The following is a 14,863-nucleotide window of genomic DNA, read 5'->3' on the forward strand; positions in this document are numbered from 1 at the left end:
GGTCCAATTTATGAGACAAACACCGCGTGATTGGCTATCTGCGCTGCAACATCCTGCACATGCTTATCAGCAAAAGGGAGCGTCGGCCAGAGGAGATGGGCTGGCTCGCTGGCTGCTTGAAGTTGGTTGAAGCGATAGAGAAGATAAACATTGTTCCCGCTGGATGCTGGCAATTGCAACGACGTTCCACCCTGTACCGAACCAGTCGCGAGACAGCCAGAGGCGCGGTTACTGCCCGAAGAAAAAGACCAGGTAATGCGTTGCTGCGTCTCCTCCAGCTGCTGATATTCACCTAAAGATGTCAGCTGACCAACCAGGCCAATACAGTTCGGATCATCGAAAGGGCTGGCCCCCTGTGGATGAAATGCGGCGTGCCATTGGTTGTGCTCTCTCGTCACCTGGAAAGTGACAAGATATTGATCGCCCGGCGTATTAACGCCTGTCCGTGAGACCTGTTTATCTTGCGGCGTATACTCCCAATTCTGCCGCGCCACAGCGGCGATATGCCAGCCCAGCATCGTTGCATCTCCCATACGTATCGGCCAGTTGAGCGTACAAAGCAACCGACAATCACTGCTACCTCCATTCGTACAATCAGCCCCAAAACGTGGCCCTTTACATGCGCCAAGAGCCGCGATATTCGTATCCAGCACGAAGCGTTGAGTGGCCTGGAGCGGCTGCTTCGCGGTAAACGCCTGGCCGTTCTGCTGATAACTATATCGCTCACCAACCTGGACCATCTCACTTGATTCCAGCTTATCCAGCAAATCTTGCAACACATGTTTCAGCGCCTTCTGCTCGTTCAGCGGCAACTGTTCCAGGGAGGGGCTGTCTCGAAAAGCAATGATCCAGGCATCTTTTGTATATTCGTTGGCACCACCTGGACGTACAATACAATTCTTTTGTAGATATGAGACCACCGGAGGCACAACCAATTCGCATTGCAACGGGGCAAACGGTTCGCCACGCCATTGCAAAACATGGGTGCCACGAGTGATCGCAATGGGAGGCCCGCTATCGGTCATCGGCGCGGACTTCAGCGACTGCCCATCCAGCGTAAACTCGCCCCATGAGGGGAATTCTGGAAAGTAGAACAGGTTGTCGCCAGATAACATCTGCTTTTTATCTGATGGCAACAGCTTTGGCAAGAGTGTCTGCATAGGGAACATGCTCACAAGGAAAACACTGAGCACTACAAGTATAATTGAACTAATGATGATGGTTCGACGCCGCTTTTGTTGCGGCGTATAGCGCGACGACAGCGCTATTTTCCGGACATTGGTCGTCGCGCCATGCCGCTCTTTACCAGTCTTATATCCTTCCGATAGATCGCTAATCTCTATTTCTTGCTCATCATCAAAAGATTCATGTTCTTGATTATTCTGGTCAAACATACGCATATCTTTCATTAAGAGTTTCTCATGCTACAAGTATGCTAAACATACACCGTGTTCTCCTTATTATACAGTCTCAATCAGGCTGATGTGCAATGACATACGCAGTAGATATAGGATAGATGCACCCCACTATAGGATTTTCTTCACTAAAACGATCTCCTGCTCCTCGTCTCCTTCCGTATGCGCGCATATCATGCTACAATGCATGCAATCGGGCAAGGCTATGTCTTTGCCCTCGCTGAGACGAATGAACTTTAACGACTACGACTTGTTGTTAAAGTTCATATATCTGGAAGGAGATCTCGCTTCGTGACCACAACCCGGACCTTGCCTCACTGGGATATGAGCGTCGTCTATCCCGGCCTCGATTCCCCTGAGTTCGCTCAGGATTTTGCCGCTATTGTTCAGGATATTCAGCAACTTGCCAGCAGCTTCGACACGCACCACATACAGAAACGCCCCAATCTCACGGTTGATAGCGAGGTCATCCAGACCTTTGAGACGATTACCAACCAGCTCAATATAGTGCTGGACCGCACCAAGACTCTCAGCGTCTATATTAGCTGCTTCGTGAATACAAACTCTCACGACAATCTGGCACAGGCGCGCATGAGCGAACTACAGCGTTCCCTGGTCGTCCTCTCGCAGCTTTCTACACGTATGACTGCATGGCTTGGTTCACTGGATGTAGAAGCCTTGATTGCAGGCTCAATGCTGGCTCAAGAGCATGCCTACGCCTTACGCAAAGCAAAAGAGCAAGCCGCGCACCTGATGTCCCCCGCCGAAGAGTCGCTGGCCGCCGAACTCAACGTAAGCAGCGGCTCAGCCTGGACCAGACTGCATGGGAACATTACCTCACAGCTAACCCTCGCGGTAGAAGTAGATGGCGAGACGCAAGAGCTGCCCATGAGTGCCGTACGCAACATGGCCTACGACACCGACCGCGATGTGCGCCGCCGTGCATATGAGGCAGAACTGACGGGCTGGAAAAAGGTCGCGCTCCCTCTGGCGGCCTCGATGAACAGCATCAAAAATGAGGTACAGGTTCTCGCCCACCATCGGCACTGGCAATCGGCCTTAGAAGCCTCTTTGTTCGCCAATAGCATTGATAGCCAGACATTAGAAGCCATGCTGAGTGCAGCCAGGGCATCCTTCCCCGACTTCCGCCGCTATCTGCATGCCAAAGCGCGCGTGCTGAGCGTGTCGCGTCTGGCCTGGTACGATCTCTTCGCCCCCATTGGAACCGAGAACAGGACGTGGGACTTTGACGAGGCAGCCGCTTTTATCGTGGAGCAATTTGGCACCTACTCCGAGCGCCTCTCCGGGTTCGCCGCCCGCGCCTTCGCGGAACACTGGATCGACGCAGAACCGCGTCCCGGCAAACGCGATGGTGCCTATTGTACGGGGTTGCGTGGCACGGAATCGCGCGTCTTCGCCAACTACAAACCGGTCTTTGGCGGCGTGAGCACCCTGGCGCACGAACTGGGGCATGGCTATCACAATGTCAATCTGGCACACCGCACGCCTCTACAACGCAGCCACCCAATGACGCTGGCAGAAACGGCGAGCATCTTCTGCGAAACCATCATTCGCCATGCCGCGCTCCAGAAAGCTGATGAGCAGGAGCAACTGGCGATTCTGGAGGCATCGCTTCAGGGTTCCTGTCAGATCGTCGTGGATATCACCAGCCGCTTCCTTTTTGAGCAGCGCCTCTTTGAGAAACGACAACAGCGCGAACTCTCCGTCGATGAGCTGAACGATTTGATGCTGGAAGCTCAGCGCGAAACCTACGGCGATGGATTGGACGAGGAGCTGCTCCATCCCTATATGTGGGCCATGAAGCCACATTACTACAGTACAGGCCGCTCTTTCTATAACTATCCCTATATGTTCGGCCTGCTCTTCGGGCTGGGATTGTACGCACGCTACCAGCAAGATCCAGAGACATTTAAGCGAGGCTATGACGATCTGCTTTCCTCAACGGGAATGGCCGATGCCGCAACGCTGGCAGGTCGCTTCGGGATCGATCTGCGCACCGAGGATTTCTGGCGCGCGAGCCTGGAGATTATTCGTCAGGATATAGACCAGTTTGAAGCGTTAATTCAAAAATAACGTGCGTCCTTCGCATACAACCGAATATGGGAGGGGCGATGGCTGGTCCTCGCCCGTGTTGCGCATTTTGCGTATGATGAACCAGGGCGAGGACCAGCCATCGCCCCTCCCATATTCGACCCTACATCCCAAATTTGCCGCCTATCATTTTAATGCATAAAATAATTTCGATGCTTGCTACTCAATAAACGGCTCGATGGTGCGCAAAATATCTTCGACGGCAAAGGGCTTGGGCATGATGGCGTCAGCCTTGAGCTGCGTTGCCTCGACTAGATTATCGAGGGCAGACATAATAATTATCACGTGACGTTTGCGCTTCTGAGGTTCTGCAGCGAGGCGCAAGCAGACTTCGCGCCCATCCATGCCAGGCATCAACATATCGAGAAAGACCAGATACCGGCCATCGTTACTCAGCTTTTCCAGTGCTTCACGTCCATTGCGAGCAATCTGGGGTGCATATCCTTCCAGGCTCAATATATCCACCATCATATCGCGGATAATTGGATCATCATCCACAACGAGAATATCACGATTTTTTATGCTCACCTGATTCATATTCTCCTGTTTCAATTGGTGATTCAACACGTGGCAGATAAAATGTAAAGGTCGAACCTTTATTGGGAATGCTCTTCTCCAACCAGAGCCGTCCACCCATTGCCTCCACGTAGCGCCGACAGATATAGAGACCCAGACCCGAACCGCGAACTGGCGTCGTCAACGAGCGGGGCGCACGCACAAACTTTTCAAAAATCTTCGACTCATCCTCTGGTAGAATGCCCTCGCCTTGATCCTGCACTCGGATCAGCGCAATCGGCATATTTTCCTGTTCCACCATTGCGGCGTGATCGATCTGATCTTCGGGCAAAAGATTTTGAATATCGATCAATTTCGTCGCTTCAGCAGAGAGAGTGATCTGGCTTTCTGGCGGCGAGTATTTGGAGGCATTTTCGAGCAGATTGGAAATGACCTGACGGAAATACAGCGCATCGCCGCTTACCCACAATGCGGGATCAACACTGTTGATGATCTTTTGCTCGGCACTCATCGAAAGCATGCTGGCCGCAATCTCAGCCGCCGAAAGCACCTGGACCGGAGCAATCGTCAACTCCAGCTTCTTATCGACCGCCCCCATCTGTGCCGCCACCGTCATATTTGACACCAGATCGAGCAATTGCTGAGCAGCACTACCAATTCTCGTGGCAAAACGCAAGATCTGCGGTGGAGAAATGCGCGCACTCTGCCGCCGCAACAGGCTGGTATAGCCAATAATCGCGCTCAGCGGAGTACGTAGTTCGTGAGAGGCAGTGACAATAAACTCATCCTTCAATTTATCCATGCGCTCCAATTGGGCATAGGCCAACTCGCGCTCTCCAAAGAGGTTCGCGTTGCGAATCGCACTGGTCGTCTGCGCACAAATTGCCAGCAGCGTCCCAACCTCTTTGGGACGGAAGAAGCGCACGCCCTTCGGAGTTGGCACCCCAAGCAGCCCCACAAGTTCAGTCTGATAGGTCATGGGAATCACCAGCATTTGTCGGCCTGGAATAGAGGGCTGCAAGATCGTTTCGCGCAAGAAGATGGCACCGCCCTCATCGCATTTCTGCGCCAGATCGTCCAACTGATTGGCCTCAAGATAAAAGAAGCCACCTTCGTTGACCATCTGCTCCAAAAACGTATCTTTGAAGGGGAGGCGAATCATGCGGATCAGTTCGTCATGTTCGGCTTTATTGCGTGGCGGTGCGATAGCAGGTAGATTGCTGCCATCGTCCTGCAAGGTCGCGCTGGAAAGGCCATACATCGCCTGTGCCACCAGTTCCTCTTTGTTCTGGGTCAGCTGGAAAAATACGCACAGATCGACATGCACCAGCTCTGCCACCGATTCAACAAAACTGGTCAGCAGTTCGCCAACGTTGAGAACAGCGCTCACGGATTGCAGAGCGCTGTTAATGCCTGCCAGTTGTGCCTCTCGCTGTTTTGCCTCGTGGAGCAATTGGCGGTCACGTTCATAAAGCTTCACATTCTCGATACCGACCGTGACGATCTGCACCATCGTCTCCAACACCTCCACCTCTTCGGGTCCATATGCCCGCACGCGCTGGCTGCTCAAACGCAGAGAGCCAACAGATCGATTGAACATCTTCATGGGCAACAGGAGAAAAGCCTCGGCCTGTCGCTGATCTCCCCACGCTCCAACCAACAATTCATGATATTGCTCGGCCTCTTGCTCGTCGTGCGATGGCGAAAATTGCAGGGTATGTTTCTCTTGTTGCGTGACCTGCCACCAGACGGGACGCTCCTCTTTCGTTGAAACAGTTGGCTGATCGGCAAGGCCCAACATCTGTTCGTCCTGCGAGACGGCAAATATATCATAAATGCGCTCTGTATCGCGATCATACAGCGTGAGCAGGATTGATGAGGCGTTCACGACCTGCTTAATAAAGCGATGCATCTTCTCGACAAGGTCGGCGAGGCTCACCGTCGTCGGGAATGCTGTGCTAATCTCTTGCAACAATTGCAGATATTCCCAGGTGCGATGCTGCGAACGCTGTAACCTATCATTTTGTAGATAGAGCGCCACCCGCTCCACCGCCTGAAGCGCCTCCTGACGCTGCCGGGGTTGAAAGCCTGCACCAATGCCACTCGTCATCTGATACAATACCATCACACCCAGCAGAGAGCTAGGTTGCCCCTGTCCATGCACCTCCGCCAGCAAAATCGGCTCTTCTATTGGGATAATCAGATAGGACGAAGGCGTGATGTCAGTTTGAATAGCATCGGCCTGCCCCTTGTGAAAGATCTCCAGGTATTCCTCGTGGCTGTTGATGATGAACGCATCGTTCTTTTGCCAGGCAAAACCAATGATATCCTGACCTTTGGGATAGGTGGAGTCCACCGCAAACAGCGAACACAGCTGCGGCACGACATCCTCCAGATCGTCTAGAGATGGAGGGGCGGAGCGTTGGCGGCGAGTGGGAGAGGCAGCTCCATCATGCTCAAGATGCACAGTCATGCGCCGCCGCATACTTCCTGGCCCCGTTCCCGGTGGCGTCAGGGGAGTATGAGAAGCAATAGATGCATGCAGATCGCGCTGGCGTACGTGGGCCTGTACTCTCATCTGACCAACGCTTTCATCAAGCAACGCAAGACATGCCCCTTGAGCAGCGAACTGAACCATCATTTGTTGTAACAGATATTTGAGCAACGATGCTGGATAGCCATCATCGGCGTAGGATTCAGGACCACTCCAGGTCGAGGTTGACGACATCACAATCCCTCACGTTTTTTCCATCACTATTCTGCAAGAGGCGCAATCCATATATATTCGAGCAATTGAGCTAAATAGCGATCACATATAACCACATGCAGCTCTACTTGCCTAGCATATCATAGGTATCTGTCATATTCAACTATGGTTCAGCATGTTTTCTCAACAGAATTCTCTCATACAGTACTTCGTGAATACATAGTACTAATGTGCATTCTTCTTATTACGACTATGCTCAAATGTGCCTCCCTCTCTTGACAGGGGCAAGTGCCAACCCTATGATGAGTACACCTGTTCATTTATTCTTTTGTCCCCTTTTCAGCACATACTTGTAACGATATTTGCAGTATAGTATGGACAGGTGCGTCTGCTATTTTTCTTATTTTTCAGTACATACGGAGAAGAGTGGAATGTTAGAATTGGTACGTTGTGATTTCCTACACAAAGCTATACCTGGCCGAGATCACCACGCTCAACGAAAGGGCGCACAACAGCGCCAACAGAGATACACCCGGCATCGCTACACATTATCACATGCCATGAATCGGTAGCAGCAACTATTTCACCTCTTCTATCGATTCGCTTACACTTCCTTGTCAGTCAATAAGTGAATCACATTGCTGCATACTCCATCCTGGTAATTCTATCTATTGAATGTACTTGCGATGGACGTTCAACGCTCTATCAGAACCTCGTTCTCTGCAATCCCCACTTTACTCATGTAGGAACAGTTGGTCCTTTTGCAGAAAAGGTTCTCGATCCACAAGGAGGTTTCTCTATGGTATGGGAAATTGATCCTGCTCATACGCTGGTTGAGTTCGCTGTAAACCATCTCACCATCAATCTTGTCAAGGGTCACTTTGATGAAGTACAGGGCACGCTTCATCTCGATACAAGGCAGCCCGAAAATTCATGGGTCAGGGCGTCGGTCAACACGGCCAGCATCTATACAGGGATAGCACAGAGAGACGGACACCTTCGTTCATCAGACTTTTTCGATGTAGAGAAATATCCAACCATCACATTCGAGAGCGTCCGTGTGCGACGCACTGGTCCCAAAAGTGGTGCTGTGGTTGGTAATCTAACGATACGCAATATTACGCGCGTGGTAAGCTTTCAGACAGATTTTACCGGCTATGCTCGCGATCCGATGATAGGCCGCTGGAAGATGGGGCTAACCGCCTCAGCTGTGATTGACCGTAGAATGTTTGATATGAGCTTCACTCAGATATTGGAGGCCGGCATCACCCTGATCGGCTTCGAGACGCGCATCGAACTGCGCATCGAAGCTATTCAGAGCGAGTAGAGTTCTCGTCTCCTGAGCAAATCTTGAGCATTTTTTGCCACCCACTTAGCCCCAATTGACCTCTTCTGGCATAGACTCTCTATATGAGGAGGAACGAAAGAGATGTCAGGAGAGGAAACAACGCAACGGCAAACTCATATTCTGCTGGTTGAAGATAACGAGATATTGCGAGAGCTAATTCTGCGTAATCTGCAAGTTCGCGGTCATATGGTAAGCATAGCAGATAGCGCGGAAGCAGCTCTGGCTCAATTGCAAATGCATCTGAGCAATGGCTTTGATCTCGTCATCTTAGACATCAATTTGCCGGACCGCACTGGCTGGGATATATTACGCATTGCGCAACAGGAAGGCTATCTGAAATTACAGCAGCATAATGAGCGCAATCCCACCTTGCCGGTCGTGGTTCTCTCGGCAGTTCGAGTTAGTCCAAACCGCCTGGCCGAGTTTCATCCCCTGGCGTATCTCCCCAAACCTTTCCCGATGGACGCACTCTTACGCCTCGTCTCTGAGGTTGCAGAGCAGCGTCGTACCGCCAAAAAAACAGCGCTGGAGGCTATCAATGACCAGATATCATGATGCTTCCAGACGGCAGAGAGGTGATGTGTGATGTTGGACCTGCTGATTATCGTCGTCATCATTGTATTCTTCGTCGTTCTTGCTGGCTTTACGCTGGCATGCGAACGACTATGAGAAGTGGAAGAGTGATGAAATGAGCGGCGCACTGATTGAATATGTGCTGGTTGGCCTTGTAGCATTGGCTACTATTGTCTATCTGGTGTTCGCATTATTAGCGCCAGAAAAGTTTTAAGTAGGGAGCGCGGTTGATAAACCTCGCACTTTCGCTTGATTGAGGTGATTTTTATGCCTGTGACGGTCAATAGTGTCGTACAGGTGCTTGCCTATCTGGTCCTGTTACTATTAATTACAAAACCAATGGGCCTGTACATGCTGAATGTTTTCTCCGGTAAGCGTACCTGGCTCACCCCGGTCTTTGCTCCCGTAGAACGTCTTTTTTATCGATTATGCGGCATCAATGCCGAAAAAGAACAGAAATGGTACGAGTATACCATCGCGATGCTCCTCTTTAGTGCTGCTGGTATGCTGCTACTCTATATAGAACAGCGAACGCAACAATGGTTGCCGCTCAATCCGCAAGGCTTTGGAGCTGTCGAGCCGCAACTTGCCTTCAATACTGCCGCCAGCTTTACCTCCAATACCAACTGGCAGGCGTACACGGGCGAGCAGACTATGAGCTATCTAACGCAGATGATGGGGCTGGCATTCCATAACTTCGTCTCTGCTGCCACCGGTATTGCTCTGGCTGTGGCCTTTGTACGCGGACTAACCCGCCGCAGCACTCAACATCTTGGTAATTTCTGGGTCGATTTGACGCGCTGTATACTGTACATCCTGTTGCCCTTCTCTATCGTGGGAGCGCTGGTTCTGGTCTCGCAAGGTGTGGTGCAGAACTTCAATGCCTATACGGTTGTACACACGCTTGATGGAGCAACCCAGATCATCGCTCAGGGACCGGTCGCATCGCAGGAATTTATCAAAGAATTCGGCACCAATGGCGGTGGCTTCTTCAATGCCAACTCCGCTCATCCCTTTGAAAATCCTAACGCCCTGACCAATATGATCGAGATGCTCGCCATCTTCGCAATTCCCGCCGGGCTGGTCTATATGTTTGGCAAAATGGCCGCCGATACGCGTCAGGGCTGGGCAATCTGGGCGGCGATGGCGCTCATCTTTGTGCTGGGCGTGGCCGTTGCGCTTCCAGCCGAACAAGCTGGCAATCCTCAACTAGCACAGGTTGGAGCGAACCAGCAGATCACAGCTACGCAGGCGGGCGGCAATATGGAGGGGAAAGAAGTGCGCTTCGGCATCACGCAATCGGTCCTTTTCGCAGTGATCACAACTGATGCCTCCTGTGGTGCAGTCAATGGCTTCCACGACAGCTATACGCCGATTGGTGGCATGGTGCCGCTAACCAACATAGCGTTAGGAGAAATCATCTTCGGCGGCGTTGGCTCTGGACTCTACGGCATGCTCATCTTCGCGGTTCTGGCCGTCTTTATCGCCGGATTGATGGTCGGACGCACGCCTGAATACCTGGGCAAGAAGATCGAACAGAAAGAGATGAAGATGGCGGCCCTGGCAATTCTAATCCTGCCCGCCTCGATCCTGGGTTTCACAGCAATTGCCAGCGTCCTCCCAGTCGGTACCAGTTCGATCCTCAATCCTGGGCCGCATGGTCTATCAGAGATGCTCTACGCTTACACCTCTGGCACTGGCAATAACGGTTCGGCCTTCGCCGGTCTCTCTGCCAATACGCCGTTCTACAACTGGACCATTGGTTTTGCCATGCTGGTTGGCCGTTTTGCCTTCGTGGTGCCAGTGATGGCGCTGGCTGGCTCGCTTGTGCGCAAACGGATCGTCCCGGCTGGCCTGGGAACCTTCCCCACAACAGGGCCGTTGTTCGTCGTCTTGCTGATCGGCGTGGTGATCATCGTCGGGGCGCTGACCTACTTCCCGGCCTACGCTCTGGGACCAATCGTTGAGCATTTGCAGATGCTTGCAGGAAAGGCGTATTAAGCAGATGAGTAAAGAGATATTGGAACCACAGCAACAGGAAGAAAAGACGCTGGCAACCAAGAACTGGAAAACGCGGCGCAAGGGCGGCGTCTCCATCTTCAATCCCGCCATCATTCGTCGCGCTACCATCGATTCTTTTAAAAAGCTCGATCCGCGCTGGCAGGCCAAAAATCCAGTCATGTTCGTTGTCGAGGTTGGCAGCGTCATTACGACTATCGAGTTTGTCCGTCTGCTATTCACTGGCCCCGCACCCGAAACGGGCTTTGTGCTGGCTGTAACCATCTGGCTCTGGTTCACAGTATTGTTCGCCAACTTTGCCGAAGCGATGGCCGAGGGGCGCGGTAAGGCGCAGGCCGACACCTTGCGCAAATCGCGCACCACGACAATTGCCCGCCGTCTGACAAGGGCGGATCGCTCCGGTCCGATAGAGGAGGTGGCTGCGCCACAGTTGCGCAAGGGCGATCTGGTGCTGGTGGAGGCAGGCGATGTGATTCCCGGCGATGGAGAGGTTATAGAAGGTGTTGCCTCCGTCGATGAATCGGCCATCACTGGTGAGTCTGCTCCTGTCATTCGTGAAAGCGGTGGCGATCGTAGCGCCGTCACAGGTGGAACACGCGTCCTCTCCGACTGGATCATCGTGCAGGTGACGGCCAACCCTGGTGAGACCTTTCTGGATCGCATGATCTCGCTGGTAGAGGGTGCCTCGCGCCAGAAGACTCCGAACGAAATCGCCCTGAACATTCTGCTCGCCAGCCTGACCATCATCTTCCTGATCGTCGTCGTAGCGCTGGAGCCGTTCGCCATCTATTCGGGCAGCGCCGTTTCGGTCGCTACCCTGATTGCGCTGCTGGTCTGTCTGATTCCAACCACCATCGGTGGCCTGCTCTCCGCTATCGGCATCGCGGGAATGGATCGTATGGTGCAGCGCAACGTGCTGGCAATGAGCGGGCGCGCGGTGGAAGCTGCCGGAGACGTGGATGTGTTGTTGCTGGACAAAACCGGCACGATTACGCTAGGAAATCGCATGGCGAGCCGCTTCGTTCCCTTGAAAGGTGTGAGCGAACATGATCTGGCCTCCGCCGCAATGCTTTCCAGCCTGGCCGACGAAACACCGGAGGGCCGCTCAATCGTCACGCTGGCACAGGAGCGCTACGGAATGCAAGAAGATGCGCACCTTCCCGCAACCTTCATCCCCTTCTCGGCCCAGACGCGCATGAGCGGCGTCGATCTCGACGGCGACGGAGGCACCCACGCCATCCGCAAAGGCGCGGCCGATTCTATCAAATCCTATGTTGTAGAGAATGGAGGCGAGGGCGGCGACGAACTGGACGAGATCGTAACCACGATTGCAAAGGCGGGCAGCACGCCTCTGGTGGTCGCCGATGTGCGACCCGGCAACTTCAAAGGCGAGAGGGCGCGTGTGCTTGGCGTGATCGAGTTGAAAGATGTTGTGAAGGGCGGCATGAGAGAGCGTTTCGAGCAGTTGCGCAAGATGGGCATTCGCACGATCATGATTACCGGCGACAACCCGTTGACCGCCTCTGCCATCGCCAGAGAAGCGGGCGTGGACGATTTTCTCGCTCAGGCAACCCCGGAAACTAAGATGAAGCTGATCAAAGAGCAACAATTGGGCGGTCGGCTGGTGGCAATGACCGGCGATGGCACAAACGATGCTCCGGCACTGGCTCAGGCCGATGTGGGCGTGGCGATGAATACAGGCACGCAGGCAGCAAAAGAGGCGGCAAACATGGTGGATCTCGACTCGAACCCGACCAAGCTGATCGAGGTGGTCGAGGTCGGCAAGCAGTTGCTTATAACTCGTGGAGCGCTCACGACCTTCAGCATCGCCAACGATGTCGCCAAATACTTTGCCATCATTCCCGCCGCGTTCTCCATCACCTATCCGGCGCTGAACGTCCTCAACATTATGGGGCTGGCGACGCCACATAGCGCTGTCCTCTCGGCGGTCATCTTTAACGCATTGATTATTATCGCTCTGATCCCGCTGGCCTTGCGGGGCGTCAAGTATCGTCCGGTTGGCGCTGGGGCGCTGCTGCAACGCAACTTGCTGATCTATGGTCTTGGTGGTATCATTATCCCGTTCCTGGGGATCAAGCTCATCGATCTTATCCTGGTCGCGCTGCATCTGGCGTAGCAAAGGAACAAACATATGGACACTGTTACAACATCTTTCAAAACACGCTTGCAATCATTCTTCCAGGCTTACATCCGTCCTGCTGTAGTGATCACCTTGCTGCTGACGGTGCTAACCGGGCTGATCTATCCGGGCATCGTGACGGCGCTAGCCCAGATCATCTTTCCCTATCAGGCCAATGGCAGCCTGCATACGGTCAATGGAAAAGTGATCGGCTCCGATCTGATTGGGCAATACTGGACCTCGCCGCGCTACTTTCATGGTCGCCCATCGGCTACTATCAATCCAACAACCGGGACGCCCGAACCCTACGCCGCAGACAATTCAGCGGCCTCGAATCTGGGGCCAACCAACAAAAATCTGATAGACTCAGTACAGCAGCGGGTGCAGCAGCTTCAGAAGGAGAATCCAGGCGTGCCAGTTCCAGCTGATCTGGTGACATCCTCAGGCTCAGGGCTGGACCCGGATATTACTCCTGCTGCGGCCTACTTCCAGATACCACGCGTAGCACACGAACGAGGGCTAAGCCAGGAGGCTGTGAAGCAACTGGTCGATCAAAACACGCAGGGGCGCTTCCTGTTCATCTTTGGCGAACCGCACGTGAACGTATTGCAGCTCAATCTGGCCCTTGATCAGCTCAAGCCATGAACCAATCTAATGCTCGCGCAAGCGAGGACGGACGCCCCGATCCAGAGGAGCTTCTCACTCGCTACAACCTGCACGATCACAATCTGGAGGCGGCCTCATCTGCTGAAGCCGCCCCGGAACATGCCGGATCGAATCGCGGACGCCTGCGTGTCTATCTGGGAGCTGCTGCTGGATCTGGCAAGACTTACGCCATGCTGAACGAGGGGCGCAGGCGCAAGGCCCGGGGAACCGATGTGATCGTAGGATATGTGGAGACGCATAAGCGTGCCCAGACAGAGGCGCAGCTGGGCGATTTAGAGATCATTCCGCGTAAGCAGATCAACTATCGGGGCGTGATATTAGAGGAAATGGACCCCGAAGCAATCCTGGCACGCCATCCGCAGGTTGTGTTAGTGGACGAACTGGCCCACACCAATGCGCCCGGCTCAACACACCCCAAACGCTACCAGGATGTTGAAGATCTGCTCAATGCCGGAATCGACGTGATTACCACGCTCAATATCCAACACCTGGAAAGCCTCAACGACTTGATCACCAGCATTACCGGCATCCAGGTGCGCGAGACTCTGCCAGATCGCATGCTGGATGGGGCCGACGAAGTAGAACTGATCGATATCTCACCCACTGCGCTGCGCCAGCGGATGCGTCACGGCAACATCTATCCCACAGAACGAATAGACGCCGCGCTCAACAACTTTTTCCGCGAGGGCAATCTCACAGCCTTGCGCGAACTGGCCTTGCGCCGAACGGCACAGAAGACGCAATCCCAGCTAGAGCAATATATGAGCGAACACAAGATCACGCAGTTGTGGCCTGCACGCGAAAAGGTGCTGGTTGGCTTCGACCATCGGCCACACACGCGACAGGTCTTGCGCGATGCATGGCGACTGGCTCACGGTCTAGATGCTGACCTGATCGCCGTTTCTATCGAACCAGAGGGCTATCCCGCCTTCGCCAGCCGTCTGATTCGCTGGTTTCGCTATGGTAAAGATGCCCGTAAGCATCAGGAAGAGGCACACCGTCACCTGGAAGAACATGCGCTGCTGGCCGAAGACCTGGGAGCAGAGGTGATTCGCACGAAAAGCAGCGATATCGCCCGCGCCCTGGTCACTATCGCACGTGAACACCACATTACCCAGATTGTACTGGGCCAGCCCTCGCGCAGCCATTGGGAGGAGTTGTTGCGCGGCTCAATCATCAATCGCATCCTACGCCTGAATACCGAAGTGGATATTCATCTGGTGCCACGTAGCCGCAAAGATGAAATGTCATAGTGCTCTGGTCAATCTTCATTCGTTGATACGTTGATGCATCCCTAATATTTGTGGGGAGGACCGAAAATGGCAGGGGCGATGGCTGGTCCTCGCCTGGGTTGTCCCCTCCTCGCG

At 53.5% G+C, this 14,863-nt stretch carries 11 protein-coding genes; 8 read left to right on the top strand and 3 right to left on the bottom strand.

All coding sequences use genetic code 11. The annotated features are described in order from the left end of the window. Positions 1-8: 8 nt before the first annotated feature. Positions 9-1,394, bottom strand: coding sequence for a hypothetical protein (locus K3T83_RS17465; protein WP_220204237.1), 1,386 nt, complete (start codon positions 1,392-1,394; stop codon positions 9-11). A gap of 312 nt (positions 1,395-1,706) precedes the next feature. On the opposite strand from K3T83_RS17465, the gene K3T83_RS17470 reads away from it, so the two are divergent. After that, positions 1,707-3,509: a M3 family oligoendopeptidase gene (locus tag K3T83_RS17470; RefSeq protein ID WP_220204238.1), complete on the top strand. Its 1,803-nt coding sequence runs from the start codon at positions 1,707-1,709 to the stop codon at positions 3,507-3,509. Positions 3,510-3,686: 177 nt separating this feature from the next. Here K3T83_RS17470 and K3T83_RS17475 read toward each other — a convergent pair whose 3' ends face one another. Together K3T83_RS17475 and K3T83_RS17480 are read right to left on the bottom strand one after the other, a co-directional pair. Next, positions 3,687-4,055 (bottom strand): response regulator transcription factor, encoded by a 369-nt coding sequence (locus tag K3T83_RS17475; protein WP_220204239.1) that lies wholly within the window; start codon positions 4,053-4,055, stop codon positions 3,687-3,689. After that, entirely contained in the window at positions 4,036-6,771 is a 2,736-nt protein-coding gene (locus K3T83_RS17480) for a sensor histidine kinase (RefSeq protein WP_220204240.1), read from the bottom strand. Before K3T83_RS17480 ends, K3T83_RS17475 begins: the two co-directional genes overlap by 20 nt. Positions 6,772-7,549: 778 nt before the next feature. Between K3T83_RS17480 and K3T83_RS17485 the strand changes: the two genes are divergently transcribed. The 7 genes from K3T83_RS17485 (at position 7,550) to K3T83_RS17515 (ending at position 14,749) form a co-directional block, all read left to right on the top strand. Next, positions 7,550-8,077: a YceI family protein gene (locus K3T83_RS17485; RefSeq protein WP_220204241.1), complete on the top strand. Its 528-nt coding sequence runs from the start codon at positions 7,550-7,552 to the stop codon at positions 8,075-8,077. Positions 8,078-8,179: 102 nt separating this feature from the next. Beyond that, positions 8,180-8,653, top strand: a complete 474-nt coding sequence (locus K3T83_RS17490) for a response regulator (RefSeq protein WP_220204242.1) — start codon at positions 8,180-8,182, stop codon at positions 8,651-8,653. Positions 8,654-8,786: 133 nt separating this feature from the next. Further along, complete coding sequence (locus K3T83_RS17495) at positions 8,787-8,885, top strand: potassium-transporting ATPase subunit F (protein WP_220204243.1); 99 nt, start codon at positions 8,787-8,789, stop codon at positions 8,883-8,885. A 53-nt stretch (positions 8,886-8,938) separates the two neighbouring features. Beyond that, positions 8,939-10,672, top strand: a complete 1,734-nt coding sequence (gene kdpA, locus K3T83_RS17500) for a potassium-transporting ATPase subunit KdpA (RefSeq protein ID WP_220204244.1) — start codon at positions 8,939-8,941, stop codon at positions 10,670-10,672. Between the two features lie 4 nt (positions 10,673-10,676). Then, positions 10,677-12,827 (top strand): potassium-transporting ATPase subunit KdpB, encoded by a 2,151-nt coding sequence (kdpB, locus tag K3T83_RS17505; RefSeq protein WP_220204245.1) that lies wholly within the window; start codon positions 10,677-10,679, stop codon positions 12,825-12,827. A gap of 15 nt (positions 12,828-12,842) precedes the next feature. Then, positions 12,843-13,475 (top strand): potassium-transporting ATPase subunit KdpC, encoded by a 633-nt coding sequence (kdpC, locus tag K3T83_RS17510; RefSeq protein WP_220204246.1) that lies wholly within the window; start codon positions 12,843-12,845, stop codon positions 13,473-13,475. Then, the gene (locus K3T83_RS17515; RefSeq protein ID WP_220204247.1) at positions 13,472-14,749 is read left to right on the top strand and encodes a universal stress protein; all 1,278 of its coding nucleotides are present in this window, start codon (positions 13,472-13,474) and stop codon (positions 14,747-14,749) included. The genes kdpC and K3T83_RS17515 overlap by 4 nt, the downstream gene beginning before the upstream one ends. Positions 14,750-14,863 lie beyond the last annotated feature (114 nt).

It is taken from the genome of Reticulibacter mediterranei, from assembly GCF_016587455.1.

What these genes read in the sequence shown, in the direction of transcription:
- K3T83_RS17465 (WP_220204237.1), bottom strand. Translation starts at nt 1,394, where the DNA reads ATGTTTGACCAGAATAATCAAGAACATGAATCTTTTGATGATGAGCAA.
- K3T83_RS17480 (WP_220204240.1), bottom strand. Translation starts at nt 6,771, where the DNA reads ATGTCGTCAACCTCGACCTGGAGTGGTCCTGAATCCTACGCCGATGAT.
- K3T83_RS17485 (WP_220204241.1), top strand. Translation starts at nt 7,550, where the DNA reads ATGGTATGGGAAATTGATCCTGCTCATACGCTGGTTGAGTTCGCTGTA.
- K3T83_RS17490 (WP_220204242.1), top strand. Translation starts at nt 8,180, where the DNA reads ATGTCAGGAGAGGAAACAACGCAACGGCAAACTCATATTCTGCTGGTT.
- K3T83_RS17495 (WP_220204243.1), top strand. Translation starts at nt 8,787, where the DNA reads ATGAGCGGCGCACTGATTGAATATGTGCTGGTTGGCCTTGTAGCATTG.
- kdpA (WP_220204244.1), top strand. Translation starts at nt 8,939, where the DNA reads ATGCCTGTGACGGTCAATAGTGTCGTACAGGTGCTTGCCTATCTGGTC.
- kdpB (WP_220204245.1), top strand. Translation starts at nt 10,677, where the DNA reads ATGAGTAAAGAGATATTGGAACCACAGCAACAGGAAGAAAAGACGCTG.
- kdpC (WP_220204246.1), top strand. Translation starts at nt 12,843, where the DNA reads ATGGACACTGTTACAACATCTTTCAAAACACGCTTGCAATCATTCTTC.
- K3T83_RS17515 (WP_220204247.1), top strand. Translation starts at nt 13,472, where the DNA reads ATGAACCAATCTAATGCTCGCGCAAGCGAGGACGGACGCCCCGATCCA.